Here is a 26,763-nt window from a genome sequence, read left to right as displayed (position 1 = left end):
CGATAAGGCTACGTCCGCTGCTGGCCCAGGCTGTAATTCGCCGCTTGAAGTCGACGGGTAAGCAACCATCAGCACCCGAGCCCGTCGGGCTTCGCTCCTCTCATCGCATTCCACAAAGAAAGCGCCGCCCCTCGGCGGTGCTTTGGTTTTCAGCCTCGCCACCACCTCGGCAGCAGGCTGCAGGAGCATCCGCTGCTTCTCATATACCATCAGGCGCAATCGCGCCTCCTGCCAATTGGGGCGCAGGACAGGCAGGCTTGGAGGGGAGGGCAAGTGATCAGCAAGCAACGCGGCCCGACTTGTCTTTTTTCCCAGGTTGGGCCGCTTCAGTGGTGAGCGCCGGCCAGCGCCCTTGTGATTCTTCGCAAAGGGCGCTGCACGCTATCAGTAGTTCCTGAACTCGGTGCCGAAGAACACGCCAAAGCGCGGGTCGTAATACTGGATCACCACCCGTGGGCGATGGGGGTAGTAGTAGCGATCGTAGTAGTAAGGCTGTGGCCCGATGACGAATCCCACATGTGGCGAGATGATGACTCGCGGATGGTGATGATGCTTGAAGCCCCTGTGGCGCGGGGCGTAATACTTGTGGCCGTAGTAGGGACGGTGGAAGCGGGCGCCGTGACCGCCGCCATTCCAGGCCAACATCATCTCGCCGCTGCCGTTGCTGCTGGTCCAGGGTTGCTGACCGAGGGCCTGGCCTGCCACTAAGCAGGCGAAGATCAGGAACAGGAATTTGAGGATACGCATGGCCAGTCCTCCACGCCGTCCCCCACTGTTGCCCCGCATTTTCATTATAGGTTTGACCTGACGACCCCCAAAGCCCTGGCACTGTCCCTTCGTCGGTGCGTTGCCGTGCATCCTCTGGTGCTTTTCGGGCTTCAGTCGCTGTTGTCAACGCAGGATTTCCCATTGGGGAAACAAGAACCACACACTCTCCGTCAGGAAAAACAAGAATTCAGGACCGCGCCCGTGCGAAAATGCGCCATCTGCAGGACTTAATTTGCTGGAGACTGTATGGAAATCCTGGATCACCAAGACAACCTCGAGGGTTACCTCAGTGAACTGGTCGACAAGAGGATCACGATCGTTTCCGCCTTCGCGAGCGGCACCGAGCCCCTGCTCGGCGCACTGCGCGAGAATGGCAACCAACTGGATATCGTTGTCGGCAGCATCAACTCGTTCACTTCGCCGGACTTCATCGACTTTTGCGTGAACGAGGCCGATGAGGGGCTTTCGTTGTCGGTGGATTTTCGCTACCAGGGCAGCGTCAACTGGAAGCTCTACCTGATCGAGCCTGACGTCGTGATCGTGGGCAGCGCCAATCTCACCCAGGTTGGTCTCAGCCTGGTTCGTGATACCTGCGTGGTCATACAGGATGCCGATCTCTACCAGGCCTATATGGACAAGGTCCAAGCCCTGAAGGCAACTGACGGCGTCATGGCTTGCAGTCATTCCCAGGCATTCGAGGATGCGCTGGAGGAATATCGGGTCAACCACCGCCGTATGCAGGCGGGTCTGGCGCGGACATCGGAATACCTGGACAGCGAAAGCTGGCTGGGGGATGACTCCAACCAGAGCATTCCGCTGTTCATCTGGTACAGCGACCATTCCGAAGCGTCCGAGGACGAAGCGCGCAAGTACCTCAAGTCCAGCAGTGATGGCGTTGCCTGGGACGACGTTCGGGAGTTCTTCACCTACGAATGCGCCGAAGGAGCATTGCCGTACGAAGAGGGCGACGTCGTGCTGACGGCCCGCTGCAATGGCTCGCACATCGGCTTCTACACCTTCGACCGCATCCTCTATCGCGACGGCGTTTACTACATCTACGCCTATCGCAAGAAGCGCTACACCATGCCGTTCAAGCTTGAAGGTGCCAAGGACCGGCTCAAGGAAGCCATTCCGTCCTGGTACGAAGAGAGCCGGACCGAGCTCAATCGCGCCGATATCGCCCGCTTCATCAACTGACGGACGATCTGCTCTGCCGGCGTTGGTTGCCGGGTGCCAGCAGCGCTCGCTGCTACAGTCCATCCGCGTCAGCGAGCTGGATAGAGGGCCTTGTACGGTGGAGTATCCGCTCAGCGGTTCTCCACCTAGGGGGCCAGGCTCGCCGCTTGATCCAACGCCCTCACTGGGCGTTGGGCAACGCGGCGCCTTTTGGCCACAACATCCAGATCTGTCCTTGCTGCTTCATGTTGCCCGCCAGTTCACCGGCCTCGGCGCCAGTGCCCCAGAACAGGTCGGCGCGGACTTCGCCGGCAATGGCGCCGCCAGTGTCCTGGGCGGCTACGGGCCGGGTCACAGGGCTGCCATCCGGTCGTGTGGTCGACAGCCAGAGCAGGCTGCCAAGCGGAATCACCTTGCGGTCGATGGCCACGCTGTAGCCGGCCGTCAGCGGCACGTTGAGCGACCCACGTGGGCCTTCGTTGCTGTCGGGGTTCTGGGTGAAGAACACATAGCTGGGGTTGCTCGCCAATAGCTCCGGCACGCGCTCAGGGTTGGCCTGGGCCCATTCTCGAATCTTGCCCATGCTCACTTCTTCCCGCTTGAGCTGACCTTGCTCGACCAGCCAGCGGCCCACGGGCCGGTATGGGTGGCCGTTCTGGTCCGAGTAGCCGACGCGCAGCTGCCGGCCATCGTCCAGCTGGATGCGACCGGAGCCCTGGATCTGCAGGAACTGCAGGTCCATCGGGTCGCTCAGCCAGGCCAGCACCGGGGCGTTCACGCCCTGGCTGCGGATGGTGGCTGCATCGTCATAAGGCTTGAGTACGCGCCCTTCGAGGCGACCACGCAAGCGCTTGCCCTTTAGCTCGGGGTAGAGGCTGTCGAGCGCCACGACGATCATGTCGTCGGGGATGCCATAGACCGGCACCTGGGTGTGCTCGCTGCGCTCCAGGCTGCCCGGGTAGACGGGCTCGTAATAGCCGGTGATCAAGCCCTGCGCGCTGTTCTTGGCCGAGCGCAGGCTATAGACGTCGAGTTGCGCGCTGAGGAAGGTCCGAATCGGCTCGGCGCTTGCCGGCACGGTGGCAGCGGTGCTGCACGGCGCGGCCCAGATCGGGTCCTTGGCCAGTCGTGCGCAGGCCGAGCGCCAGGCGTTGAAGCCGCTGATGAGGTCTTGATCGCCGGTGGCGGGCAAGTCGCTCCAGGCGGCTTTGGCGTAGGGAGATACTTTCGGCGGCGGGGGGCTGGGCTTGTCGCCGTCGCATCCCGCCAGCAGGGCAATGAGGGGGGCCGAGCACAGCAATAGCCGGCCCCAGCGGAAGAAGGGGGCAGTCACGTGGTGGTGTTCCTGGTGGACGAATCAAGGCGGGTAGCTTGGTGAAACCCACGCGTGGCGTCAAACGCCGTGGTCCGCCACGCCCAGGTTGAGCGGCTCTCGATCTCGCGCCAACTAGTGGCCCAGCGTCCGGCGAATCCCCTCGATGCGGCTATCGATCAGTGGTGTGAGCAGGGCATAGAGCTGCGCGGGCTGGATGCCCGGTTCGCCCTCTCGGAGCAGTTCATGGCGCAGGCGCGTCAGGGCTTCGTGCAAGGGGCGATCCGCGTCGGTTTGGAGGCGGTCGTGCAAGTACTGCAACTGGATGCGCAGTTCCAAAGGGCATTGCTGCTGTGCTGCTGCGCGTATCGAGAGACCGCGCAGGCGCCCCAGGTCTTCGACTTGCCAGCAACGTTCGGCGATCGCCGGCGCGGTCTTGAGCAGGTGGCAGCGCCGATATTCCAGATGTTGGATACGCCCGAGCAAGCGTTCGAGGAGGCGGCAGTGTCCTTCGAAATCACTCGGCGCGCGCTGCAAATCGTTCCAGGTCAGGAGATGTGCTTTGTCCGCCCAATCACGCCACGCGGGGCCGAGTTGTGCAGCCAGTTCCTGGCAGCGCTGCACGGCTTCACGGCCAGTCTGCCCGCCGAGGGCGCGATGACGCTGGACGCCCTGCAATAGCTCAAGGCCGCGCAGCAGCATTTGGTTCAGTTCCTGTTCGTTGCGATGCCATTTCGCTCGGCCAGCGAGCATCGCAATCGTGCAGCCGAGGATCAGGAGACCCAGGGGCAACAAGGTTTGAATGGATTGTTCGGTCATCGCGCGGCCTCGCCGGTCAAGCGCGCCAAGTGGCGGGTCAGGTCGTGCAGGCTGCGGGTCTGCACGCTCTGCGCCTGCAGGCTGTCGCTGATCTGCTGTAACTGTTCACACAGGTCCTGGTTGGCCTGGTGATGGTCGCCCAGCGCGTGCTGCATGCTGCTGAAGCTTTGCAGATTCTCCTGGCTGCGCTGGGCGAGGCGGTCGAGGCTGACGGCCAACCGATAGCTGTGCTCGCTGCCGCGCTCGAGCAGCTCCCGGTGGTGGCCAACCTCGCGATCCACCTGATGAACGGCCGTCGCAATGGAGGTTGCCGCGCCGGTGATGTCACGCGTTGTTGCATCGGTTGCGGACGCCATCCGCCGGACTTCCTCCGCCACCACCGCGAAGCCACGGCCTTGCTCACCGGCTCGGGCTGCCTCGATCGAGGCGTTGAGGGCGAGCAGTTGCGTCTGCTTGGCAAGGTCCTGGATTCCCTGCACCGATTGCTCGACCAGGGCGGTGCTGTGCAGGAGGTGTTTCACGGCCTGGGCGGTGTTGCCGAGGCTATCGCGTATCTCGCTCATCCCGACGCCCAGATCCTGCGCTGCCTGGCGGCCTTCTTCGCCTTGGGCGAGGGCGCTGGAGAAGGCGTGTCGGGCTTCTTCGGCCAGGACCTCGACACTCTCCAGGCTGCGTTCGATCTGTTCGCTGGCGGCGGCGATCATGCTGACCCGCTGGCTCTGTTCGCTGCCCTGGGCATGTGCTTTTTGCGCCAGTTGCTCCAGCGCCTGGCCCGCGAAGCGGGCCTCGCTGTGAAGGCGCTCGCTGCCGCGCAGCTGCTCGTTGCAAAGCACCAGCAGGCCGGCGGAATCCGCATCGGCGCGCGCGCGCAACAGCCGGGCCAGTTCCTCGAACCAGAAGTTCTCGCTGGCGCGACAGCGGCGCAGATGCAGGTGTAGGGCTGCGCCCAGGTAGAGCGAGGCGACGATCAAGCCGAAGGCTCCGCCATTCAGGCCGGCATAAGCGAGGGCGGAGGCCGCGAAGGCTGCGCCCATGGGCAACCACACCGGCGCGGGGGTACTGGCCAGCAGTGCGATGCCCGGTTCAAACAGCAGACCGAGGGGCCCGGCCGCGAGAGCGGATGCGTCGAGGTCGCGCTGGGAGTACGTCAGGGGAGGGCTCTCGCTCATGCTCATTGTCTCGCTCTGAAGGGGCGGAGCGCGGCGTCAACCGCACTCCGCTGCAATGCCCTTGGCGGGCTCGCAAAGGTCAGAAGGTGTATTGCAATTGCAGCCAGACCTTGTCGGTATCGACGGTGCGGGCCTCGTCGTCCGATCTGTAGCTGGCGTACTTGGCCAGGCCGACCAGGCCCTTCACGCCCGGAATCGGATGGGCGTAGGACAGGTCGATTTCATCGCCGTAGCTGTCACTGTTCCGCTCGGTTTTGAAGTCGTGGTACCAGGCCTGCAGGGTCCCGCCGGCCAGCGGCGCGGTGAAGCCGACATAGGCGTCCTCGATGCCGTCGGCGGGCGTAGTGAGGAACTGGTCGGCCCAGCCCTGGAAGATGTGCTTGGTTGCCAGGGGCGTCTGGAAGGCGTGGTTGCCGGGGCCGTTGTCGCCACCGAGCACCTCGTAGCCGCCCTTCAGTTGCACGCCTTTGAGCGTGTAGCCCAGCTCAGCCAGGTAGTACTCGCTGTCCAGGTCGACCGGGTTGTCGGCGTAGTCCTTCTGCTGCGCGTACTCCAACGCGTAGCTGAAGCCCGCGACGAGACCGTTGAGGCGCAGGCCGCTGGTTTTGCTGGAGAGGCTGCCCAGCGGTGCGGTGGTGGTCACGGCGATGTTGTCCAGGCCGAGCAGGTAGCTGTAGGCCGTCACCGTCAGTTCCGGCATGACCACGTACTGGGCATTGATCAGGTGACTGTGGCCTTCGATGTTGGCCGGGTTGGTGCGATTGTCGTAACGGCCGTTGTCCGGGCCGAAGATGGTGTTGATGTTGTCGACGTAGGCGTAGGTCAGGGTCAGGCCGTCGAGCGGTTTCAGCTGGGCGAGCGCGCCGTCGTAAGTCTGCTCGTTCTGCCGCCAGGCCACACCACCGATGAAGCGCTGGTTGTCCAGGTTGACGCGCTGGCGACCGAACACGCCATTGCCGTATTGGTGGTCGTAGCGCACCAGGGCCTGATTGAACTCGGTGCCGTCCGGGTCCACGACCATGGCGTATTCCTTCTGGCCGTTGCGGGTGTCGTTGTAGGCGGCGTCACCCAGGCGGCTGACGTTGTCGACTTCGACAAGGCCGGACAGGCCGTACCATTTGCCGCTCTGGAAGCCGACGCGGGTACGCAGGGTCTGGGCGTTGGCGTCACGCAAGGCGTTGTCCTGGTCGACGTTCTCGAAGCGGTAGCGGGCGTCGAGGATCGGCTTGCCCTGGGTGAATAGATTGCCGAGATCCTCTGCATGTGCGGCGTGGCTGAAGGTGGTAGCGGTAACGGCCAGCGACAGCAGGGACAGCTTGTTCATGCGCATAACGGATTTCCTGTTTGCCAAATTGCGCAAAAAAAACGCCACTGTGCCCGCGCTCCTGGAGTGGAGGGGGAACGGTGACGTCGTTGTCGGTTGAGTGGCAGACACGCCGTTGTGCTGACCGGGGAGGGTCATAGCAGGCAACGTGCCACTTTGGTCAAGTTGTTGATTGTTAAGTATTTGTTTTGTTTTTAAGAACACTTGGCGATTAAGCGATGCACCGCCCTAGTTCATTCCGCATTGAATAAGTGCAGGTGCCGGGAGGTTCGATCGGCATGGCCTGGAGTTGATGCGACGCGGACATGGAACGGCGGACGAAGAAAAGCCCGGCTCAAGGCCGGGCTTGGAGGAGGGTGCTGGGGCTCAGGCCGCGGGGCGTTGCTGGCGCTGATAGAGGAACTCCAGCACGGCGGTGCGGTACTGGTGGTAGCGCGCATCGTTGGCCAGGCTCAGGCGGTCGCGCGGGCGGGGCAGATCGACCTGCACGATATCGCCGATGGTGGCAGCGGGGCCGTTGGTCATCATCACGATGCGGTCGGATAGCAGCACGGCCTCGTCGACATCATGGGTGACCATCACCACGGTGCTTTGCGTTTCGCCCACGATGCGTAACAGCTCGTCCTGCAGGTGCGCGCGGGTGAGGGCGTCCAGCGCGCCGAAGGGTTCGTCCATCAGCAGCACCTTGGGTTCCATGGCCAGGGCGCGGGCGATGCCGACCCGTTGTTTCATGCCGCCGGAGATCTCGTTGGGGTGTTTGTGCATGGCATGGTCCAGGCCCACCATGTGCAGCGCGGCGCTGGTGCGCTCCTTGAGCTGCGCCTTGCTTTCCTTGCCGCTGAAGACCTTCTCCACGGCCAGGAAAACATTGCCGAAACAGGTCATCCAGGGCAGCAGGCTGTGGTTCTGGAACACCACCGCACGCTCCGGCCCGGGGCCGTCGATCTCACGGCCGTTGCAGATCAGCCCGCCTTCGCTGGCCTCCAGCAGACCGGCAATCAGGTTCAGCACGGTGGATTTGCCGCAGCCGGAGTGGCCGATCAGCGAGACGAACTCTCCACGGGAGATGTTCAGGTTGACGTCCGAGAGGGCCTGGAAGCGGCCTTTGCGGGTATCGAAATGCTTGCTGACGCGGGTCAGCTCCACGAATTTGTCCATTTACGGTTCTCCCGCTCTTGGTAGGAGCCAGCTTGCTGGCGAATGCCGCTCGCTCCCGGAGGAATGTTCAATTGCTGTAGTCGAAACGCTTGGCCAGCCACACCAGGCTCTGCTCCAGCGCCAGGCCGACGAGGCCGACGATGATGATGGCGATGAGGATGTGCTCGACGTTGAGGTTGTTCCACTCGTCCCACACCCAGAAGCCCAGGCCAGTGCCGCCGGTGAGCATTTCCGCAGCGACGATCACCAGCCAGGCGACGCCGATGGCCAGGCGGATGCCGGTCATCAGGTGTGGCAGCACAGCGGGGAAGAGGATGCGCGTCAGCACCTTGAACTCCGAGAGCTTCAGCACCCTGGCCACGTTCAGGTAGTCCTGCGGCACGCTGGCCACGCCTGCCGCTGTGTTGAGGATGATCGGCCAGATCGAGCTGATGAAGATCACCCAAATCGAGGCGGGGCCGGCGGCCTCGAAAACCAGCAGGCCGATCGGCAGCCAGGCCAGCGGAGAGACAGGACGCAGCAGGCTGATGATCGGCGAGAGCATCTTGGCCAGGAAGGTGAAGCGGCCGATGGCGAAGCCCAGCGGAATGCCAATCAGCGCCGCCAGGCCGAAGCCCAATCCGACGCGGCCGAGCGAGTGGAGGATGTTCCAGCCGATGCCCATGTCGTTCGGGCCGTTGTCGTAAAACGGATCGGCAAACAGTTCCAGCGCCGAGTACCAGGTGGACAGCGGCCCCGGCAGGCCTTCGCTGCGCACGGCGACCAGGGCCCAGACGCCGATGAACAGCAGAATGCCGAGTAGGGGCGCGATCACGGCTTTCGCCAGTGTGGCCAAGGCCTCCGCGCCAGGCAGGGCCTGGCGCGGAGCCGCGCTGGGCGCGACTTTGTTGGCCACGGTCAGTGGCGTTATCAGGGGAGCGTTCATTCTGGGCCTCCGCTATCAGGCTTTTATCGCAAAGGATTGGGCATAGGCGGCAGGGTTGGAGCCGTCCCAGACCTTGCCGTCGATCAGGGTGCTGCTGCGCATCTGGGTCAGCGGCACGGGCAGGCCGAGGGCGCTGGCGGCTTCAGCGAAGAGCTTGGTCTGGTTGACCTTGGCGGCCACCGCGGCGTAGTCGGGGTCTTCCTTGATCAGGCCCCAACGCTTGAACTGGGTCATGAACCACATGCCGTCGGAGTGGTAGGGGAAGTTCACGCTGCACTCTTTGCAGAAGGCCATGGCGTGCTTGTCCTGCCAGCTGTTGCCCAGCCCATCCTCATAGTTGCCGAGGAAGCGCTGCTCGATGACTTCCGTCGGCGCGTTGACATAGGCCTTGCCGGAGATGAGCTTGGCAGTGGCCTTCTTGTTCTCCTCGCTGGCCTCGATGAAGCGGCTGGCGTCGAGAAGGGCCATGACCAGGGCCCGAGCGGTGTTGGGGTTCTGCTCGACGAAATCGCGCGAGCAGCCCAGCACCTTCTCCGGATGGTCGGCCCAGATCTGTTGGGTGGTCACGGCGGTGAAGCCGATCTTGTCGAAGATCGCCCGCGCGCCCCACGGCTCGCCGACGCAAAAGCCGTCCATATTGCCGACGCGCATGTTGGCGACCATCTGCGGTGGCGGCACGGTGATGGTCTTGACGTCGCTCATGGGGTTGATGCCATGGCTGGCCAGCCAGTAGTACAGCCACATGGCGTGGGTGCCGGTGGGGAAGGTCTGGGCGAAGGTCAGCGGATTGCCGCCTTTCTTGATGTGCGCGGCGAGCTGTTCGCCGTTGGTCACGCCCGCTTCCTTGAGCTGCTTGGACAAGGTGATGGCCTGGCCGTTCTGGTTCAGGCCCATGAGCACGGCCATGTCCTTCTGCGGGCCGGCCACACCGAGCTGGGAGCTGTACATCATCCCGTAGAGAACGTGCGAGGCATCCAGTTCACCGGTGTTCAGCTTGTCGCGCACGCCGGCCCAGGAGGCCTCCTTGCTCGGGGTGATGGAGAGGCCGTACTTGGCAGCGAAGCCCTGGGTGGCAGCGACCACCACCGAGGCGCAGTCGGTCAGCGGAATGAAACCTACCTTCAGGGCAGCCTTTTCCGGCGCATCCGAGCCGGCGGCCCAGGCGGCGCTGCGCAGGAAGCCGGGGGCGGAGAGCCCCAGCGCGGTGATACCACCGACGGTGCCGGCGACGGCGATGGACTGCTTGAGGAAGTTGCGACGGCTGTTGTTAACCGGGTCTTTGGAATCACGCTCACTCATGGAGTTGTCCTTGATAAGAGGCAAAACAAAAACGGCGTCGCCAGAACACCTGCCAAGCAGGTGTTCGAGCGGACGCCGTTGTCCGTGATCCGCGGCCCGCCGCCGTTGGCGTGCTACGCAGGAGTCTGCAGGAGGAATTGCAAAGGCCTTGCCAGTTTTGCCTGAGGCTCATATCGCCCTGCCAGCGGGCAGGGGCAGTGGGCTCTGCCGAGGGCGTTCGGGCCCCTCGATGCCTTGAAAATCAAATGCTTGTAAACGCGGCGAGAGCCATCCTGCTGGCATCCGCAGGGCACTGAACGCCGTTGGGGGACGTGGGGTAATGGGCTATTTGCGTGCGCGCCTGGAAGGTGCTGTGCGCTTTTGGTTCGGCGTGGCGGAGTGATGTGATGGGCGTGCGAAGAGGAGCCATTCCCTGGCCCCTGGCAGGACGGGGCAGGCTTCAGGCGCCCAGCATCTCGTGCGTGGCGATGACCTGCTCGGCCACCTGGATCAGCTTCTGCTGGCGGCTCATGGCCTGGCGGCGCATGAGGGTGTAGGCCTCGTCTTCGCTGCAGTTCTTCATCTTCATCAGCAGCCCCTTGGCCAGTTCGATGCGCTTGCGCTCGGCCAGCTGCGCATCGCGAACCTGCAATTGGGCACGCAGCGCCTGGTCGCTCTCGAAGCGGGCCATGGCGACATCGAGAATCGGTTGCAGGCGTTCGGCGTGAATGCCCTCGACTATATAAGCGCTGACGCCAGCCTGGATGGCCTGGCGCATCACGCCTGGGTCGTGGTCATCGGTGAACATGACGATGGGGCGAGGTTGGTCGCGGGTGACCAGGACCACTTGTTCCATCATGTCGCGGCCCGGGGACTCGGTGTCGATCAGCACTACATCGGGGCGAACCGCTTCGAGCCGCTCGGGCAGGTCGATGGTCAGTCCGGACTCGTCGATGACATCGAAGCCTGCCTCGAGCAGGGCGTTCTTCAGGCGCCCGACCTTCTTTGGCGTGTCGTTGATCAGGAGAATACGTAGCATCGGAGGCTTCTCCAACCGTCACAGGGCAGTGGCTGCAGCGCGGTGGCTGCGGGCATGAAGGGCAAAACTGCGGGCGTAGCCGACCGGGTCGCTGCCGTCCCAGGTGCTGCCGTCGAGCAGGGTGCTGCTGCGCATCGGCTGGTTCGGCACACTGATGCCCAGTGCTTCAGCGGCTTGCCGATAGAGCACCAGTTGATGAATCCGGCGGGCGATGCCGAGGTAGTCCGGGTCGTCCCGGAGCAGGCCCCAGCGACGGAACTGGGTCATGAACCAGATGCCGTCCGACAGCCAGGGCATGGTCACCTCGCCATCCGCAAAGAAGCGCAGCGGATGGGCGTCCCGCCAGGCATAGCCGAGGCCGTCCTCATAATGGCCGAGAAAGCGCGGCAGGATTGCCGAGAGCGGGGCGTCGACGTAATCGCTGCCGGAGATCAGTTGTGCGGTGCTGCGCTTGTTCTCCACGTTGGCGTCGATGAAGCGGCTGGCTTCCAGTACGGCCATGGTCAGCGCGCGTGCGGTGTTGGGATATTGCAGGACGAACTCGCGGGTGCAGCCGAGCACCTTTTCCGGGTGGTCGGCCCAGATCATCTGGCTGGTGGCCAGGGTGAAGCCTTGCCGCTCTTCCACGGCCAGCCCGCCCCAGGGTCCACCGGCGCAGAATCCGTCGATCCGCCCGGCCTTGAGGTGGGGGACCATCTGCGAGGGCGGCACGACCACTGTGTTGACGTCATGCAGCGGGTGGATGCCTTGGGCTGCCAGCCAGTAATACAGCCACATGGCGTGGGTGCCGGTGGGAAAGGTCTGGGCGAAGGTGAGTTTTGCACCAGCCTGGCGCACGTGAGCGGCCAGTGCTTCGGCACTGGTCACTCCGGCCTGCTTGAGGGGTTCGGAGAGATTGATCGCCTGGCCGTTTTGGCTCAGACCCATGAGGATCGCCATGTCGGTTGCCGTGCTCCCCAGGCCCAGGTGGATGCCGTAGACCTGGCCGTAGAGCATCTGCGCCGCATCCAGTTCTCCGGACAGTAGCTTGTCGCGCAGTGTGGCCCAGGAGGCCTGCCGTTTCAGGTTGAGGGTCAGCCCGTAAGGCTGGGTGAAGCCCTGGGTGGCGGCGACTATCAACGGGGCGGAGTCGGTCAGGGCCATGAAGCCCAGGTTCAGCGCACTTTTTTCAGGGGCGTCGCTTCCGCCGACCCAGGCCAGGTAGTCGTCACGGATACTGCTGTTATCAGTCATTTGATTGGTTCCGCCGTTGAACGAAAAAGGCGCCGCTCCGAACACCAGATGATTGGTGGCCGGAAGCGACGCCATCGTCTTTGAACTGACTCCGCCGTTGGAGAGAGTTCTGCGGCTGATCCACTAGCAAGTGGGGTGCCACTGTCACGGCGCTGGAATCACAGTCACGGGAAGCGCAGGTCGAACTTCAGCAGGAGGTGGAGTCAGTAACGGGTTGCTGCAGCGGCGACCTGTGCATGCTTCTGTCGTCACGGCCTTCTCCCGTGACGGGAGCACTGAACAACATCCTGAGCTCTGCACTCGGACACCAGGACACTGTCCTGTTGAAGCGGGGCATGGGGTTTGGGCGAAGAGGGTCACCCGGGACATGCGTCACGGAGCATGATGATGCGCTATGCGCACCTGGCTCCGGAGCATTTGCACGATGCAATCAGGCTGGGTCCGCTGGCCGATTTCGACACTTTTCGACACCGGCAGAGCCCAGAAACGAAAAAACCCCATGAATCAGGGGCTTAGTCAGAGAATTTTGGAGCGGGCGAAGGGAATCGAACCCTCGTCATGAGCTTGGGAAGCTCAGGTAATGCCATTATACGACGCCCGCAGCGGGTGCCTTTTTACCAGAAGCTGGCCCATAGGTGAAGCCCGGAGCAGTCACAAGTTACTGAAAATACTTGCACCTGCCCGGGCGCTCGCGCGTTCAAACCGCAATTGCCTGGTAATCGGCAACCGGTTGCGGCCGTGCGAGGCTAGAGCTCACCGGGGCCTTCAGGAACCCCAGCAGGGCTTGCTGGGTTTGCAACCAGCCTGCCTTGTGTTCCACATCGACGAAGTGGCCGGCGTTGTCGATGGTGACGAACTCGCAGTCACGCACGTGCTTGGCGAAATGGCGCGCGTCGGCGGCCGAGGTGTATTCGTCATGCTCTCCGTTGACGAACAGCATCGGGATGTCGACGTTCTGCAGGCAGTCCACGTAGCAACGCGAATCCATGTTCAGGACCTGGCGGACGTGGTAATGCATCTGCAGGTATTCGTGATCGTCGAGGCTGCTGCAGTGCTTATGGTTGAAGCGCTTGTACAGCGACGGCAGGTATTTGCCGATGGTGTCATTCACCAGATGGCCGACGTTGTCGCGGTCGACGGCGGCAAGGTAGTCCAGCCCACGGGTGAGGTAATCCATCATCGCGTCGTTGAGGATCGGCGAGAAGGAGGTGATGACGGCCTTCTTTATCCGTGCCGGGCATTGGGCCAGGGCCAGCAGGGCGGAGACGCTGCCCCAGGAGAAGGACATCAGGTAATCGACGCGGAAGTGCTCGATCAGGTGCAGGAGGATGTCCGCCTCGGTTTCCTTGCTGATGAAACGGGTGTTGTCGTTGTGTGGCTTGGACTGCCCGGCATAGGGCTCGTCGAAGAGCACGACGTTGAAGTGCGGTTGCAGGTATTTCACGGTCTGCGCGAACGAGGCTGTCGTCGACAACGAGCCATTGACCAGGATGATGGTCTGCTTGGCTTCGGGATTGCCGTAGAACTCCGTGTGAACCTTGTACTGGCTGTGAATCTCGACGATGGCGGTTTCCGGCCTCATGTCGTTTTCCTCCTGGCGCAGATGGGTCATGCGGGTCATGGACAGGCATGGCTCGCTGTAAGTCTTGGCAGTAGGAAAGCGCCTTTGGATGACAATCCGATGTCAGGCGAAAAATTTAAAAATTTCTTAATTTTCAGGCGGTTAGGTCGAAAAAAGACGGCGAGTTCCGGCGCTTTTCGGCACCAGACAGTGTCTTCTAACCAGGCAGGAAACCTTCATGTGCAGAGCACAGGGGACCGCAGAATCGCTTAGATGATCGGTGTGACTCTTTGGTCACACTCTGACCTTGTGTCCGATTTAAGCAGGGCCTCTTTACACCTGCAAGCTCATTGAAAGGAAAAATTCTTGCAGTTCGTCGGTTTATTCAAAACCGATGTGACTCGGGTGTGACCTAGCTAAAAGTGGGCCACTTCTTCGGCGGTGAGTGACCGGTAGTCGCCTGGTTGCATGTCGGGGTCCAATTTGAGCGGGCCGACGCTTTCGCGATGCAGGCGCACGACCTTGTTGCGAAAGTGCCCGAACATGCGCTTGACCTGGTGGTAGCGACCTTCATGCAGGGTCAGGCGGGCGGCGCGGGTGTCGAGGATTTCCAGCTGAGCGGGGAGGGTGGTCAGGTCTTCAAAGGCGAAGTAGAGGCCCTGGGCGAAGGTCTCGGCGTACTCGGCGCCGATGGGCTGCTCGGTTTCCACGTAGTAGACCTTGGGCTGCTTGCGCTCAGGCTGGGTGAGGCGGCGCGACCAGAGCCCGTCGTTGGTGATCAGCAGCAGGCCGGTGGTGGTCAGGTCGAGACGGCCGCCCAGGTGCAGTTCGTGTTTGTCGGGCTCGTCGAGCAGGTCGAGCACGGTGGGGTGCTCAGGATGCTCGGTGGCGCTCACCCAGCCAGCAGGTTTGTACAACATGAAGTAGCGTGCCGGCTTGCCGACTTGCAGCAGGCGGTCGTCGAGTTCGATTCGGTTGAACTCGCGAACCTCAGAGCGGCCATCTGTGACCGTCTGTCCATCCACGCGGACCCGACCAGCGGCGAGCAACAGGCGCGCATCGAGGCGGCTGAATTCAGCGAGGTTGCTCAAAAAGCGATCGAGGCGCATCAGCTTGGTGCGTCAGTGGGCAATGCGTGTGCACAGCGGGGACAGAGGCAGGCGCGATTGAGGTCCTGTTCCGGGACCTGCTTGAGCTGTTCCGGGTCGATCCGCACCTCGAAGCACCAGCAGGGCTGGTCGGCAGTTGCCGGGTTTGCCTGGGTGCACTGGTTGCTCTGGCCGCAGAGTGGACAGCGGGCGGGATCGGTCGGGGCGCTCATGCCGGTGTATCACAGGTGGAAAGGACGCTCAGGGTGCAGGGGTGACGCCTGGGATGCAAGAGGGGCGGGGAGTTCAAGTATAGGAGCCAGCTTGCTGGCGAATGCTGAGGTGGGCAATTCGCGAGCAAGCTCGCTCCTACCAGGTCGCGCATGGTCAGTGGTCAGGGAGCGTTGCCGTTCGCGATAGACGACCTAGCATCGAATATGCAAGTGCAAGGAGTCTGAGAGCGACAAAGTCGTTTTCAGAAATGTCTGAAGGCCTGAAGAAGCTGACGCATAATTGGAGTCTATCGAATCTACTCCCCCATCACTTTGAGCAGAACTGCCGTGTCCGCCAATATCAACGTAGTGAATAAAGCCAAGGCATGGTCCGCACACGGTGTCACTGCCACCGGTGTCGTGCTTGCCCTGATGGCGATACTTGCCCTGTTCGACAACCAGCCCCGCGATTGCCTGCTCTGGCTTGGCGCGGCGCTCCTGGTGGATGGCCTGGATGGCACCTTCGCCCGTCGTGTGCAGACCAGTACCATGCTGCCGAACTTTGACGGCTCCACGCTGGACCTGGTGATCGATTACCTGACCTATGTGTTCATCCCGGCAATCTTCATCTACCGCTACATTGACCTGCCCGATCACACTGCACTGGTCACGGTGAGCCTGATCCTGGTGTCATCGCTGTTCTGCTTCTGCAACCTGAACATGAAGAGCAGCGACAACTACTTTGTCGGCTTCCCGGCGGCCTGGAACGTGGTGGCGCTGTATATCTGGATCATCGACCCGCCGCCGGTTGTCAGCCTGTTGCTGATCTGTTTCCTGGCCGCGTTGACGCTGACCAAGCTGAAGTTCCTGCACCCCTTCCGCGTGCGCAAGCTGATGCCGCTGAACATCGTGGTCACCTTCGTGTGGATGATCAGCAGTATGCTGCTGATCATCCAGCACCCCTTCTACAAGTCGCTGGTGCTGGGCATCTGGTGGCTGGCTTCGGCCTATTTCGTGGGCATCTGCCTGTGGCGCAGCCTGCTGGACTGGACGCACAAGCTGAAGGCCTGAATCGCCTCGCGCAATGCCGTGCCGCTGCGTAGCCCGGACTTCAGTCCGGGCTACGGCTTGCAAGGGTAAGGGCGACCGGCGGCCACCCTCGCTGGGTTGCTCACCACAATGGCAGTGTGTAGCTGAGGATCAGCCGGTTCTCGTCGAGATCGTTGCCGAAGTTCGTTGTGCGCACCGTCGCGTTTCGCCATTTCAGGCCCAGGTTCTTCAGCGGGCCGCTCTGCACCACGTAGGCGATGTCGGTATCTCGCTCCCACTCCTTGCCGCTGGCTTTACCCACGCCCAAGTCGATGTCGTCGCCTGAGAGATAGCGGGTCATGAAGGTCAGGCCCGGCACGCCCAGGGCGGCGAAGTTGTAGTCATAACGAGCTTGCCAGGAGCGTTCTTCGACGTTGGCGAAGTCGCTGATCTGCACGAAGTTCACCAGGTAGGCATCGCTGCCGTTGACGTAGGCGAAACCGGTGTCCCCGCTCATGCGCTGGTAGCCAAGTCCGAAGGCGTGGCTGCCGAGGTTGTAGGTGAACATCGCGCCAAACGCGCTGTTGTCGACGTTGCTACCACCTTCATCGGTTGAGCGCGCGTAGCGGATATCGCTCTTCAGTGCCTGGCCGGAACCCAGCGGCTGCAGGTGATTGAGGGTGAGCATGTGCTGGCGATAGAAGTCGTCCAGCCGACCAAAGCCGTAACCGGTGCTCAGGCTGTCGTTCCACTTGTAGCTGAGGTTGGCGAAGTCGAAGGCGTCGCTGGTGGCTTGGCGGGCGCGGATATTCTTCACGCCAACGGTGGTGATGCCCATGTCCTCGTAGTCCGAAGAGTCGCGCTGGTTCACCTCGGTCAGGCGCCCGGCGTCGAAGGTCAGGCCGTCGATCTCCAGCGAATTGAGCTGGCCGCCTTCGAAGGTCTGCGGCAGCAGGCGTGAGTCGTTGGCCAGCAGCACCGGTAGCTTGGGCATCAGGGTGCCGAGCTTCAGCACACTCTTGGAAGCGCGCAGCTTGGCGGTCAGGCCCAGTTCGCCGTATTCGTCCTGCGCACGCTTGGGCGCTTCGCGGTCGCGCTTGAGTAGGCCGGAACCCGCGCGGTCCGGGCTGGAGTCGAGCTTCACACCGAGCAAGCCGATGGCGTCCAGGCCGACGCCGATGCTGCCTTCGGTGAATCCGGACTCATAGCGAAGCAGGAAGCCCTGGGCCCACTCCTCGGCCTTGGCCTGGGTAGCCCCTTGCTGGCGAAAGTCACGGTTGAAGTAGAAGTTGCGCAGCTCAAGTCCGGCCTTGCCATCGGCGATGAAATCCGCTTGGGCAGGGGCCGACAGCGCGGCGGCGCCGCAGGCCATGAGCAGGCCGGAGGTGAGGGTGTTGCGGTCCATGGTCTTACCTCTTCTTGTTGTTGTGGAAAAGCCGGTCCCGCATCGGGCCGTTCGGCCCAATGGTTGGTGGGGGAAGAAAAAGGCGCGGTCCGAAGGAGCCCAGACCGCGCTGCTACACGCTAAGCGTCAGAAGTGCTCAGCCTTCAACTCGTAGAGCGAGGTGCTGCCGGCGCGGATACTGGCCTCCAGGCTCAGGGTGCGCGGCAGCAGGCGCTGGAAGTAGAACGCCGCGGTGGCCAGTTTGGCGCCGTAGAAGTCCTCGTCCTCGCTGCGTTTTGCCTCGGCGACAGCGGCCATGCGTGCCCACATGTAGGCGTAGGCGACGTAACCGAACAGATGCAGGTATTCCACCGAGGCGGCACCCACCTCGTTGGGGTTGGTCTTGGCGTGCTCCAGCAGCCAGCCGCTGACGGTCTCCAGGCGCTCCAGCGCTACGACCAGCTCGCTGCCGTAAGGCACTTCGTGGTGGTGGGCGAAGTTGCGCACTTCGGCGCAGAACTGGCGCAGTGCGGCACCGCCATTTGCAACCACCTTGCGGCCCAGCAGGTCGAGGGCCTGAATGCCGTTGGTGCCTTCGTAGATCTGCGCGATGCGCACATCACGCACATGCTGCTCCTGGCCCCATTCGCGGATGTAGCCATGACCGCCGAACACCTGCTGGCCATTGACGCAGCTTTCCAGCCCAGTGTCGGTGAAGAAGGCCTTGGCCACCGGGGTGAGTAGCGCCACCAGGGCCTCGGCGCGCTGGCGCTCGTCGGCGTCCTCGGTGAACTTGGCCAGGTCGAGTTGCTGGCCGACGTAGCAGGCGAAGGCGCGGCCGCCCTCAGTCAGGGCTTTCATGCTCAGCAGCATGCGGCGCACGTCGGGGTGATTGATGATCGGGTCGGCCACCTTGTCCGTCGCTACCGGGCCGGTGGGCGCGCGGCTCTGGATGCGCTCGCGGGCGTAGCCGACAGCGGCCTGGTAGGAGGCTTCGGCGCAACCGATGCCCTGGATGCCGATGGACAGGCGCTCGTAGTTCATCATGGTGAACATCGCCGCCAGGCCCTTGTTGGCCTCACCGATCAGGTAGCCGGTGGCGCCATCGAAGTTCATCACGCAGGTGCTTGAAGCCTTGATGCCCATCTTGTGTTCGATGGAGCCGCAGCTCACCGCATTGCGTGCGCCCAGGCTGCCATCGGCGTTGACCAGCAGCTTGGGTACCAGGAACAGGGAGATGCCTTTCGGCCCCGCTGGTGCGTCCGGCAGCTTGGCCAGCACCAGGTGGATGATGTTCTCGGTCAGATCCTGCTCGCCGCCGGTGATGAAGATCTTGGTGCCGCTGATCTTGTAGCTGCCGTCAACCTGCGGCTCGGCTTTGGTGCGGATGATGCCGAGGTCGGTGCCGGCGTGGGGCTCGGTGAGGCACATGGAGCCAGCCCAACGGCCTTCGTACATCGGCGGTAGGTAGGTGGAGCGCAGCTCAGCGCTGGCGTGGGCGTCGATCGCCAGGCAGGCGCCGGAAGACAGCGCAGAGTAGAGGGCGAAGCTCGAATTGGCGGCGTAGAGCATTTCCTCGAACTGCACGGCGAGCATTTTGGGCATGCCCATGCCGGCAAAATCCGGGTTGCCGGAGAGGCCCACCCAACCGCCTTCGATATAGGTGGCGTAGGCCTCCTTGAATCCGGCCGGAGTGGTCACCACGCCATCGCACCATTGCGCGCCCTCTTCGTCGCCGCTGCGGTTGAGCGGGGCGATGAGCTGCCCGGTGACCTTGGCCGCTTCTTCCAGGATGGCATCGGCGGTGCCGGCGTCGACCCGTTCGGCCAGCGCGGGCAGGCGCGCCCAGATAGCGGGGGCGTCGAAGACCTCATGCAGGACGAAGCGCAGGTCGCGCAGCGGGGCGTTGAATTCGGGCATGGTGTGGAACCTCTTTTTTCGGTTGTACATCGGGCACGACCCACGCGGGGGGAGCCGTGCCCGGTCGGTCAATGGCTGCTGGCGGCAGCGGCCCCCAGGCCGGTCTGGGCGCGGACGAACTGGTCCTCGAAGGCGGCCCGCTCGCGGTCGGCTCGGGCGCTGCGGTCGAGGTTGGACACGACCACGATCACCAGAAAGGCCAGCGGCATGGAGAACAGCGCCGGGTGGTCATAAGGGAAGATAGCCTGTGCGTGGCCCAGCACCGTGACCCAGACGGCCGGCGAGAGGATCACCAGCAGCAGGGCGCAGGCCAATCCGGCAAAACCACCCCAGAGCGCGCCGCGGGTAGTCAGGCCCTTCCAGTACATAGCCATGATCAGCACCGGGAAGTTGGCCGAGGCGGCGACACCGAAGGTCAGGCCGACCAGGAAGGCGATGTTCATCTGCTCGAACAGCAGGCCCAGGCCGATAGCGATCACACCCAGACCGACGGTGGCAAAGCGGGTGACGCGCATTTCATCCTTCTCGCTGGCGCGGCCCTTCTTCAAGACGGTGGCGTAGAGGTCATGGGAGATGGCTGAGGCACCGGCCAGAGCCAGGCCGGAAACCACCGCCAGGATGGTGGCGAAGGCCACGGCGGAGAGGAAACCGAGGAACAGGTTGCCGCCCACCGCCTGGGCCAGGTGCATGGCCACCATGTTGCCGCCGCCGATCAGTGCTCCGCCGACCTTGCCGTCGATGAAGTACTGCGGGTCGGTGCCGATGATGACGATGGCAGTGAAACCCAGGGTGCAGACCACGAGGAAGAAGAAGCCGATGAAGCCGGTGGCGTAGAACACTGATTTACGGGCTTCCCGCGCATTCGGCACGGTGAAGAAACGCATCAGGATGTGCGGCAGGCCGGCGATCCCGAACACCAGGCCGAGGGACAGCGACACGGTGTTGATCGGGTCCGCCAGCATCGAGCCCGGCCCCATGATGGCGCTGCCGGCGGCGTGCACGTCGATGGCGCGGCTGGCCAGTTGCTCATAGCTGAAGCCGAACTCGCTCATGGCCAGGAACACCAGGGTGGTGCCGCCGGCCAGCAGCAGGACGGCCTTGATGATCTGCACCCAGGTGGTGGCGATCATGCCGCCGAAGATCACGTAGACCAGCATCAGCGCGCCGACCACCATCACCGCGATGGGATAGTCGAGGCCGAACAGCAGCTTGATCAACTGGCCGGCGCCGACCATTTGCACGATCAGGTAGCAGCACACCACGGTCAACGAGCCGATGGCCGCCAGGGTGCGCACGCGGCTCTGGTCGAGGCGGTAGGAAACGATGTCGGCGAAGGTGTAGCGCCCGAGGTTGCGCAGGCGCTCGGCCATCAGGAAGGTGACGATGGGCCAGCCGACGAAGAAGCCGATGGTGTAGATGAAACCGTCGTAGCCCTTGGCGAACACCAGACTGGAGAGGCCCAGCAAGGTTGCAGCGGACATGTAGTCGCCGGCGATCGCCAGGCCGTTCTGGAAGCCGCTGATACCCCCACCTGCGGTGTAGAAGTCCGAGGTGGAGCGGGTGCGCCGCGCGGCCCACCAGGTGATCAGCAGCGTGCCAAGGACGAAGACGAAGAACATGCCGATGGCGTGCAGGTTCAGCGGCTGCTTTTCGGCGGTGATGGGTGCCGCGAGGGCGACCAGGGGGGCGCAGGCGAGGAGGGCGAGCAGGCGCTTCATGCTTGGGCCTCCTCGACAATCTCGGCACTCAGCGCGTCGAAGCGGGTGTTGGCGCTGCGCACGTACCAACCGGTGAGCAGCCAGGACAGGACGATGATGCCCGCGCCCAGTGGCAGGCCGAGGGTGAGTTGGCTGCCGTCGGCCAGGGGCAGGCGGAGCCAGCCCGGGGCGAAGGCCACGACTAGCATGTAACCGTAGTAGACGCCGAGCACCAGGGCGCTCAGTGACCAGGCGAGGCGTGCGCGCTGGCGGGCCAGGCGCTGGAACTTGGGGTTTGACCGGATGCGGTCGCAGTGTTGGGCGTGAGGTGTGTTGTGAGTGGTCATTGCTGGCTCCGCTTGTTGTTGTTGTCGATGCCTGGTTCGGGTTGCCGCTGCTTTTTCGGGCATGAGGCAGCCTTGGGCGACCGCCGGGGACGGTCGCCTTGTTCATGACGCGCTGCTGTTAGAGGTTCTTGGCCATATCGCGCAGGACGTACTTCTGGATCTTGCCGGTGGAGGTTTTCGGCAGTTGGGTGAAGATCACCGTCTTCGGCACCTTGAAGCTGGCCAGGTGCTCGCGGCAGAAGGCGATGATTTCTGCCTCGCGGGTGTCCTGCTGGTCGGCCTTGAGGGTGATGAAGGCGCAGGGCGTCTCACCCCACTTCTCGTCGGGGCGTGCCACCACGGCTGCTTCCAGCACCGCAGGGTGACGATAGAGCACGCCTTCCAGTTCGATGGTGGAGATGTTCTCGCCGCCGGAGATGATGATGTCCTTCAGCCGGTCGCGGATTTCCACATAGCCGTCCGGGTGCCACACGGCCAAATCGCCGGTGTGGAACCAGCCACCCTCGAAGGCTTCGGCCGTGGCGGTGGGGTTCTTCAGGTAGCCCTTCATCACGGTGTTGCCACGCATGAAGATCTCGCCAATGGTCTGGCCGTCTTTGGGCGCTGGCTCAAGGGTTTTCGGGTCCGCGACCATTACCCCTTCCAGGGTCGGGTAACGCACGCCCTGGCGGGATTTGATGCTGGCACGTTCTTCCAGCGGCAGCTCGTCCCATTCGGCGTGCCAGGCGCAGACCGTCACCGGGCCGTAGACCTCGGTCAGGCCATAGACGTGGGTCACGCGGATGCCCATGGCTTCGACGGCGCCGATCACCTTGGCCGGCGGCGCAGCGCCGGCGACCATGGCGTTCACCGGGTGATCGATGGCGGCCTTGGCCGAGTCAGGCATGTTCACGAGGGCGTTGAGCACGATGGGCGCACCGCACATGTGGGTCACCTGGTGTTCGCGGATCAGGGTGAGGATCTTCTGCGGGTCGACCCGGCGCAGGAACACGTGCACACCAGCCAGGGCAGTGACCGTCCAGGGGTAGCACCAGCCGTTGCAGTGGAACATCGGCAGGGTCCAGAGGTAGACGGGATGGTTGCCCATGGCCCAGGTCATCTGGTTGCCCAGGGCGTTCAGGTAGGCGCCGCGATGGTGATAGACCACACCCTTGGGATTGCCGGTGGTGCCGGAGGTGTAGTTCAGCGAGATGGCCTGCCACTCATCGTCCGGCCAGCTCCAGGCGAATTCCGGGTCGCCCTCGGCCAACAGTGCTTCATAGTCCAGGTCGCTGACCGCCTGGCCTTCGCCGTATTCCGGGTCGTCGACGTCGATCACCAGCGGCGGGTGGTCGAGCATGCCGATGGCAGCGTGGATAACGGCATGGAACTCGCGGTCGGTGATCAGCACCTTGGCCTCGCCGTGCTGCAGCATGAAGGCGATGGCCTCGGCATCCAGGCGCACGTTGAGGGTGTTGAGCACGGCACCGATCATGGGTACGCCGAAGTGCGCCTCCAGCATGGCCGGGATGTTCGGCAGCATCACCGCTACCGTGTCGCCCTTGCCGATCCCGCGGCCGGCCAGGGCGGAGGCCAGGCGCCGGCAGCGCGTGTAGGTCTCGGCCCAGTTGCGGCGAACCGAACCGTGGATGACGGCGGGGTAGTGCGGATAGACGCTGGCGGTGCGCTCGATGAAGCTGAGAGGGGAGAGGGCGATATGGTTGACGGCAGCAGGGGCTAGGCCCTGTTCGTAGATCGACATGCTGGACACCCGACGGCTGATTATTAGCTCTTCTGTACCGGCCCATCAGAATGGTCGGTAGATTTCGTGGTGAATTTATATACCAATATCCACTTAATATGGAAGTGCATCTATAGTTGTATAGTAAAACTACTATACGATAACGCTGTAGGAGCGAGCTTACTCGCGAATGACTTGGGCGCGTGAGCAGGGTTTGATCCTCATGGAGCGGTCAATTCGCCATCAAGCTGGCTCCTGCAGGGGGGCGACGCGCCCTCGCGAACGTTCCGGCATCCTTCCACCACGCTATCCTTGTCCACCCCCTGACACTGGACCTTCGATGACCCAGACCCCGGTTCGACTGCACACCTGGCTGCGCCTGCAGCGTGAAGACGTGCCCCTGGCGGCCCGCGCCGATGCCCTGTGCCGGGCCTTGCGCGGCTGCCCGGAAGTGCGGCAGGCCTACTACCTGAGCTGGCTGCCCGGTGCGCGCATCTATGGCCACGAGGGCAGCGGCCAGCACCTGCCGCCCGGCCAGGGCGACCCGATGCAGGCCAGCGACGAGGAGTTGTTCGCCCGTCTGGAAGTGGAGGGCCGCCTGGGGCTGGACCAGGTGCGCCAGCTCGACTGCTGGTTGGCGGGGCGCCTGCGCCGTGCAGCCATCAGCCATGGCCAGGCCTTCGACCTGGCGCTGGTGCCCGGCCAGCCGGGCCTGCTGCTGGTGGATGTGCGTGAGGATGTGAGCCTGGACTGGCTTGGCTGGCTGCATGAGTTGTTGAGCACCCTGCTGGCCAGCGTCAGCGGCCTTCTGCGGGCCTCCCCGTTGTTGGGCCTCGACCCGCAACCCAGCCTGCTGCTGGATGCCGAGGCGCATCCCCTGGAACTCAACGCCGCGCTGCTGGCCATGCTCGGCGAACTGCCGCTGGCCGAGGTATTGCGCTTTCTGCCGGTCAACCATGCTTCGCTGGTGCGGGCCTCCCTCGAGCAGTCGCGGGCCATCGAAGGGGTGGAGGCCGAATGCGGCGAGCGCATGCTGATCTGGACGTACATTCCTGACCCGCAGGAGCGACGTGTCCTGGCGCGTTGCCGCGAGGCCACCGCGCAGATTCGCGCCGAACGCGAGGCTGCCCGCGCGCGGCGGTTGTACCGACTGATCACCGAGAACACTACCGACCTGATTTCCCGCCATACGCCGGACGGGCGCTTCCTCGACGCCTCGCCGGCCTCCTGGACACTGCTCGGCTACTGGCCGGAAGAGTTGCGTGGCCAACTCGCGCAATGCCTGTTTCACCCGCAGGAGCTGGCGCAGCTGGTGCAGCGTGCACGTGATGCGTTGGAGCAGGACGGCTACCACACGATGACTTACCGCATCCGCCATCGCGCCGGGCATTACCTCTGGTTCGAGACGGCCAGCCGCGCCATTCGCGAGACCTATACGGGCGCGGTGGTGGAGGTGGTCAGCGTGTCCCGCGATATCACCGCGCGGGTGCAAGCCGAGGAAAACAGGCGGCGCCTGGCCGAAGTGGTGGAAGCCAATACTGACCCGGTGCTGTTTGTCGACCCCGCCGGCCTGATCACTTACCTCAACCCGGCGGCACGTCGTGCCCTCAAGCTCGGTGTTCGGGACGCCATGCCAGCGCTGGCGCAGGTCTTCGCCCCGGACGACCTCGCGCGGATCAGTCGTGAGGGCTGGAGCACGGCCGAGCGCAAGGGGGTGTGGAACCTCGACGCGCGCCTGCATCCGCCCGGTGGTGGTGCCTCGGTGCCGGTCTCCATGGTGCTGCTGGCCCACACCGCGGCGGGCGGCGAACGTTACTACTCGCTGGTGGCCCGTGACATGACCGAGCGCGAACTGCGCGAGGCACAGCAACGCCGACATCAGGACGAACTTGCACACACCGCTCGCCTGGTGACCCTGGGCGAGTTGGCCTCCGGTATCGCTCATGAGATCAACCAGCCGCTGGCAGCGGTGGTCAACTACGCCAGTGCCAGCCAGCGCTACCTGCAATCGCTGGCCAGTAATCCCAAGGCTGCCGACCGCGTGGCGCAAGGCCTGGAGCGCATCACCGAGCACGCCAATCATGCCTCGGAGGTGATCAAGCGGCTGCGCGCCTTCCTGCGCAAGGGCCAGCGCAAGATGCAGGCGCTGGACGTGGCCGAAGTGGCGCGCGAGGCGGTGCGCCTGTGCGTCTGGGAGGCCAGTGCCAGTCAGGTGGCGATCGTCGAGCAATTACCGGAGAATCTGCCGCCGGTCTACGCCGACCGGGTGCTGCTGGAGCAGGTGCTGCTCAACCTGCTGCGTAACGCCATCGATGCCAATCGCGAGGCGCATCCGGGGCAGGATTCGGTCATCGTCCTGGCGGCTCGGCCGGAGGTCGAAGGCCGGCTGGCCATCGAGGTTCGTGACCAGGGGCCAGGGCTGGACGAGGCGGAGCTGGCACGCATCTTCACCCCGTTCTACACCAGCAAGCCGGATGGTTTGGGCTTGGGGTTGTCGATGAGTCGAAGCATCATTGAAGGCTTTGGCGGTTCCCTTGATGGTGAGCCGGGCGAGGAGGGCGGCTTGCTGATGCGTTGTCGCCTGCCGCTGCAATAACAAGAACGGGATAGGAGAGGAGAACGATGTCGATCGGGGCGGAGCAGGTGGTCTACGTGGTGGATGACGACCAGGGCATGCTCGACTCCACTGTGTGGTTGCTGGAGTCCGTGGGCCTCAAGGCATTGCCCTTCACCAGCGGCCGTGCCTTCCTTGACGCCTGCGACGACAGCCTCAACGCCTGCGTGCTGCTGGATGTACGCATGCCGGGCATGGGCGGCCTCAACGTGCAGGAGGAGATGCGTAACCGCGGTCTCGATCTGCCGGTGATCTTCGTCAGCGGTCACGCCGATGTGCCCATCGTGGTGCGCGCCTTCAAGGCCGGCGCGCACGACTTCATCGAGAAGCCCTACAACGAGCAACTGCTGCTCGACAGTGTGCAGCAGGCCCTGAGCAGCATGGACGAGCGTCGCTCCGGCACGAACGGCCACAACCAGTTGCAAGAGCGCCTGGCCAGCCTCACCCCGCGCGAGCGCGACGTGCTGGTGCCGCTGGTGCAGGGCTACACCAACCGCGAAATTGCCGAGCAGCTGGACATCAGCGTGAAGACCGTCGATCTCTACCGCGCCCGTGTGATGAAACGCATGCAGGCAGAGCGGCTGCCCGACCTCGTGGCCATGGCGATCGTGGCGGGGTTGGTGGATCCGTTGAGGTTGCGGTGAGATCGTGTTGGCTGGTGTAGGGGCGATTTCAGTCGTGAATGAATTCATTGCCACAGGGGCGGTCGACGGATTGCCCGTAGGAGTGAGCTTGCTCGGAAATCGCCATGCCATTCTCCAGCAAGCTGGCTGCTACAGAATGTTTAGCCAGCACTGAATCAAAGATAATCAATCCTGCATTTTATTGACCCATGACGGCGTGCGAGTCTCCTCGCATTCCAATAACACGACGCTTGCTCATGGGTTGTCCCACTCCAAATACCTCGCCGCTCGCCGCCTTGTCCCTTGGGCAGGTCCGCGCCGCTCGGCGTGCGCCTGGAGTCGCGCCCAAGGTCCTCTTCTCCCGCAA

General features: G+C 63.5%; 22 protein-coding genes, 1 tRNA gene and 1 pseudogene. 5 read left to right on the top strand and 19 right to left on the bottom strand.

Going from position 1 to position 26,763, the window contains the following annotated elements; translation table 11 throughout:
• Positions 1 to 384: 384 nt before the first annotated feature.
• Entirely contained in the window at positions 385 to 747 is a 363-nt protein-coding gene (locus tag OXH74_RS01775) for a hypothetical protein (RefSeq protein WP_375739825.1), read from the bottom strand.
• 267 nt (positions 748 to 1,014) lie between these two features.
• Here OXH74_RS01775 and OXH74_RS01770 point away from each other — a divergent pair, with 267 nt between their 5' ends.
• A complete protein-coding gene (locus OXH74_RS01770) occupies positions 1,015 to 1,965 on the top strand; it encodes a phospholipase D family protein (protein WP_215374522.1) in 951 nt (316 codons plus the stop codon).
• Between the two features lie 160 nt (positions 1,966 to 2,125).
• Here OXH74_RS01770 and OXH74_RS01765 read toward each other — a convergent pair whose 3' ends face one another.
• From OXH74_RS01765 to OXH74_RS01725, 9 genes are all read right to left on the bottom strand, one after another.
• On the bottom strand, positions 2,126 to 3,277 hold the full coding sequence (locus OXH74_RS01765; RefSeq protein WP_375739824.1) for a murein transglycosylase A: 1,152 nt from the start codon (positions 3,275 to 3,277) through the stop codon (positions 2,126 to 2,128).
• A 114-nt stretch (positions 3,278 to 3,391) separates the two neighbouring features.
• The gene (locus tag OXH74_RS01760) at positions 3,392 to 4,075 is read right to left on the bottom strand and encodes a hypothetical protein (RefSeq protein ID WP_375739823.1); all 684 of its coding nucleotides are present in this window, start codon (positions 4,073 to 4,075) and stop codon (positions 3,392 to 3,394) included.
• Complete coding sequence (locus OXH74_RS01755) at positions 4,072 to 4,638, bottom strand: methyl-accepting chemotaxis protein (protein WP_375741700.1); 567 nt, start codon at positions 4,636 to 4,638, stop codon at positions 4,072 to 4,074. The genes OXH74_RS01760 and OXH74_RS01755 overlap by 4 nt, the downstream gene beginning before the upstream one ends.
• A 685-nt stretch (positions 4,639 to 5,323) precedes the next feature.
• Complete coding sequence (locus OXH74_RS01750; protein ID WP_375739822.1) at positions 5,324 to 6,574, bottom strand: alginate export family protein; 1,251 nt, start codon at positions 6,572 to 6,574, stop codon at positions 5,324 to 5,326.
• 360 nt (positions 6,575 to 6,934) lie between these two features.
• Positions 6,935 to 7,726: an ABC transporter ATP-binding protein gene (locus tag OXH74_RS01745; RefSeq protein WP_375739821.1), complete on the bottom strand. Its 792-nt coding sequence runs from the start codon at positions 7,724 to 7,726 to the stop codon at positions 6,935 to 6,937.
• A gap of 67 nt (positions 7,727 to 7,793) precedes the next feature.
• Positions 7,794 to 8,651, bottom strand: coding sequence for a nitrate ABC transporter permease (gene ntrB / locus OXH74_RS01740; RefSeq protein ID WP_375739820.1), 858 nt, complete (start codon positions 8,649 to 8,651; stop codon positions 7,794 to 7,796).
• Between the two features lie 15 nt (positions 8,652 to 8,666).
• Entirely contained in the window at positions 8,667 to 9,950 is a 1,284-nt protein-coding gene (locus OXH74_RS01735) for a CmpA/NrtA family ABC transporter substrate-binding protein (protein WP_375739819.1), read from the bottom strand.
• A gap of 439 nt (positions 9,951 to 10,389) precedes the next feature.
• Positions 10,390 to 10,968, bottom strand: a complete 579-nt coding sequence (locus tag OXH74_RS01730) for an ANTAR domain-containing response regulator (protein WP_375739818.1) — start codon at positions 10,966 to 10,968, stop codon at positions 10,390 to 10,392.
• Between the two features lie 18 nt (positions 10,969 to 10,986).
• The gene (locus OXH74_RS01725; RefSeq protein ID WP_375739817.1) at positions 10,987 to 12,201 is read right to left on the bottom strand and encodes a CmpA/NrtA family ABC transporter substrate-binding protein; all 1,215 of its coding nucleotides are present in this window, start codon (positions 12,199 to 12,201) and stop codon (positions 10,987 to 10,989) included.
• 363 nt (positions 12,202 to 12,564) lie between these two features.
• On the opposite strand from OXH74_RS01725, the pseudogene OXH74_RS01720 reads away from it, so the two are divergent.
• Positions 12,565 to 12,717, top strand: a pseudogene (locus OXH74_RS01720) (integrase); the annotation flags it as partial.
• A gap of 11 nt (positions 12,718 to 12,728) precedes the next feature.
• Here OXH74_RS01720 and OXH74_RS01715 read toward each other — a convergent pair.
• The 4 genes from OXH74_RS01715 to OXH74_RS01700 form a co-directional block, all read right to left on the bottom strand.
• A tRNA-Gly gene (locus tag OXH74_RS01715) sits at positions 12,729 to 12,802 on the bottom strand.
• A gap of 96 nt (positions 12,803 to 12,898) precedes the next feature.
• Positions 12,899 to 13,783 carry an alpha/beta fold hydrolase gene (locus OXH74_RS01710; protein ID WP_375741699.1) on the bottom strand — a complete coding sequence of 295 codons (885 nt, stop codon included), beginning with the start codon at positions 13,781 to 13,783 and terminating at the stop codon, positions 12,899 to 12,901.
• Between the two features lie 395 nt (positions 13,784 to 14,178).
• Entirely contained in the window at positions 14,179 to 14,871 is a 693-nt protein-coding gene (locus OXH74_RS01705; RefSeq protein WP_375739816.1) for a pseudouridine synthase, read from the bottom strand.
• Positions 14,871 to 15,083, bottom strand: a complete 213-nt coding sequence (locus OXH74_RS01700; RefSeq protein WP_375739815.1) for a cysteine-rich CWC family protein — start codon at positions 15,081 to 15,083, stop codon at positions 14,871 to 14,873. Before OXH74_RS01700 ends, OXH74_RS01705 begins: the two co-directional genes overlap by 1 nt.
• A gap of 327 nt (positions 15,084 to 15,410) precedes the next feature.
• Here OXH74_RS01700 and pcsA point away from each other — a divergent pair, with 327 nt between their 5' ends.
• Positions 15,411 to 16,133, top strand: coding sequence for a phosphatidylcholine synthase (gene pcsA, locus OXH74_RS01695; protein ID WP_215374448.1), 723 nt, complete (start codon positions 15,411 to 15,413; stop codon positions 16,131 to 16,133).
• Positions 16,134 to 16,233: 100 nt separating this feature from the next.
• Here pcsA and OXH74_RS01690 read toward each other — a convergent pair whose 3' ends face one another.
• The 5 genes from OXH74_RS01690 to OXH74_RS01670 all read right to left on the bottom strand — a co-directional run bounded on the left by OXH74_RS01690 (position 16,234) and on the right by OXH74_RS01670 (position 23,180).
• Entirely contained in the window at positions 16,234 to 17,496 is a 1,263-nt protein-coding gene (locus OXH74_RS01690; protein ID WP_375739814.1) for an OprD family porin, read from the bottom strand.
• 126 nt (positions 17,497 to 17,622) lie between these two features.
• The gene (locus OXH74_RS01685; RefSeq protein ID WP_375739813.1) at positions 17,623 to 19,395 is read right to left on the bottom strand and encodes an acyl-CoA dehydrogenase C-terminal domain-containing protein; all 1,773 of its coding nucleotides are present in this window, start codon (positions 19,393 to 19,395) and stop codon (positions 17,623 to 17,625) included.
• A gap of 68 nt (positions 19,396 to 19,463) precedes the next feature.
• A complete protein-coding gene (locus OXH74_RS01680; protein ID WP_375739812.1) occupies positions 19,464 to 21,113 on the bottom strand; it encodes a cation acetate symporter in 1,650 nt (549 codons plus the stop codon).
• Positions 21,110 to 21,439 (bottom strand): DUF485 domain-containing protein, encoded by a 330-nt coding sequence (locus tag OXH74_RS01675; RefSeq protein ID WP_375739811.1) that lies wholly within the window; start codon positions 21,437 to 21,439, stop codon positions 21,110 to 21,112. The genes OXH74_RS01680 and OXH74_RS01675 overlap by 4 nt, the downstream gene beginning before the upstream one ends.
• 118 nt (positions 21,440 to 21,557) lie before the next feature.
• A complete protein-coding gene (locus OXH74_RS01670) occupies positions 21,558 to 23,180 on the bottom strand; it encodes an acyl-CoA synthetase (protein ID WP_215374433.1) in 1,623 nt (540 codons plus the stop codon).
• Positions 23,181 to 23,499: 319 nt separating this feature from the next.
• Between OXH74_RS01670 and OXH74_RS01665 the strand changes: the two genes are divergently transcribed.
• Together OXH74_RS01665 and OXH74_RS01660 are read left to right on the top strand one after the other, a co-directional pair.
• Positions 23,500 to 25,755 (top strand): PAS domain S-box protein, encoded by a 2,256-nt coding sequence (locus OXH74_RS01665; RefSeq protein ID WP_375739810.1) that lies wholly within the window; start codon positions 23,500 to 23,502, stop codon positions 25,753 to 25,755.
• Between the two features lie 26 nt (positions 25,756 to 25,781).
• Positions 25,782 to 26,417: a response regulator transcription factor gene (locus OXH74_RS01660; RefSeq protein ID WP_375739809.1), complete on the top strand. Its 636-nt coding sequence runs from the start codon at positions 25,782 to 25,784 to the stop codon at positions 26,415 to 26,417.
• Positions 26,418 to 26,763: the final 346 nt, after the last annotated feature.

The sequence above is a fragment of the Metapseudomonas boanensis genome (assembly GCF_042232855.1).
In the GTDB taxonomy this organism is placed as follows: domain Bacteria; phylum Pseudomonadota; class Gammaproteobacteria; order Pseudomonadales; family Pseudomonadaceae; genus Metapseudomonas; species Metapseudomonas boanensis.
This window is presented reverse-complemented; position numbering and strand designations above follow the sequence as displayed.

What these genes read in the sequence shown, in the direction of transcription:
- ntrB (WP_375739820.1), bottom strand. Translation starts at nt 8,651, where the DNA reads ATGAACGCTCCCCTGATAACGCCACTGACCGTGGCCAACAAAGTCGCG.
- OXH74_RS01705 (WP_375739816.1), bottom strand. Translation starts at nt 14,871, where the DNA reads ATGCGCCTCGATCGCTTTTTGAGCAACCTCGCTGAATTCAGCCGCCTC.
- OXH74_RS01755 (WP_375741700.1), bottom strand. Translation starts at nt 4,638, where the DNA reads ATGAGCGAGATACGCGATAGCCTCGGCAACACCGCCCAGGCCGTGAAA.
- OXH74_RS01735 (WP_375739819.1), bottom strand. Translation starts at nt 9,950, where the DNA reads ATGAGTGAGCGTGATTCCAAAGACCCGGTTAACAACAGCCGTCGCAAC.
- OXH74_RS01745 (WP_375739821.1), bottom strand. Translation starts at nt 7,726, where the DNA reads ATGGACAAATTCGTGGAGCTGACCCGCGTCAGCAAGCATTTCGATACC.
- OXH74_RS01760 (WP_375739823.1), bottom strand. Translation starts at nt 4,075, where the DNA reads ATGACCGAACAATCCATTCAAACCTTGTTGCCCCTGGGTCTCCTGATC.
- OXH74_RS01750 (WP_375739822.1), bottom strand. Translation starts at nt 6,574, where the DNA reads ATGCGCATGAACAAGCTGTCCCTGCTGTCGCTGGCCGTTACCGCTACC.
- OXH74_RS01770 (WP_215374522.1), top strand. Translation starts at nt 1,015, where the DNA reads ATGGAAATCCTGGATCACCAAGACAACCTCGAGGGTTACCTCAGTGAA.
- OXH74_RS01680 (WP_375739812.1), bottom strand. Translation starts at nt 21,113, where the DNA reads ATGAAGCGCCTGCTCGCCCTCCTCGCCTGCGCCCCCCTGGTCGCCCTC.
- OXH74_RS01725 (WP_375739817.1), bottom strand. Translation starts at nt 12,201, where the DNA reads ATGACTGATAACAGCAGTATCCGTGACGACTACCTGGCCTGGGTCGGC.
- OXH74_RS01685 (WP_375739813.1), bottom strand. Translation starts at nt 19,395, where the DNA reads ATGCCCGAATTCAACGCCCCGCTGCGCGACCTGCGCTTCGTCCTGCAT.
- OXH74_RS01710 (WP_375741699.1), bottom strand. Translation starts at nt 13,783, where the DNA reads ATGAGGCCGGAAACCGCCATCGTCGAGATTCACAGCCAGTACAAGGTT.
- OXH74_RS01665 (WP_375739810.1), top strand. Translation starts at nt 23,500, where the DNA reads ATGACCCAGACCCCGGTTCGACTGCACACCTGGCTGCGCCTGCAGCGT.
- OXH74_RS01700 (WP_375739815.1), bottom strand. Translation starts at nt 15,083, where the DNA reads ATGAGCGCCCCGACCGATCCCGCCCGCTGTCCACTCTGCGGCCAGAGC.
- OXH74_RS01690 (WP_375739814.1), bottom strand. Translation starts at nt 17,496, where the DNA reads ATGGACCGCAACACCCTCACCTCCGGCCTGCTCATGGCCTGCGGCGCC.
- OXH74_RS01730 (WP_375739818.1), bottom strand. Translation starts at nt 10,968, where the DNA reads ATGCTACGTATTCTCCTGATCAACGACACGCCAAAGAAGGTCGGGCGC.
- OXH74_RS01675 (WP_375739811.1), bottom strand. Translation starts at nt 21,439, where the DNA reads ATGACCACTCACAACACACCTCACGCCCAACACTGCGACCGCATCCGG.
- OXH74_RS01775 (WP_375739825.1), bottom strand. Translation starts at nt 747, where the DNA reads ATGCGTATCCTCAAATTCCTGTTCCTGATCTTCGCCTGCTTAGTGGCA.
- OXH74_RS01660 (WP_375739809.1), top strand. Translation starts at nt 25,782, where the DNA reads ATGTCGATCGGGGCGGAGCAGGTGGTCTACGTGGTGGATGACGACCAG.
- OXH74_RS01670 (WP_215374433.1), bottom strand. Translation starts at nt 23,180, where the DNA reads ATGTCGATCTACGAACAGGGCCTAGCCCCTGCTGCCGTCAACCATATC.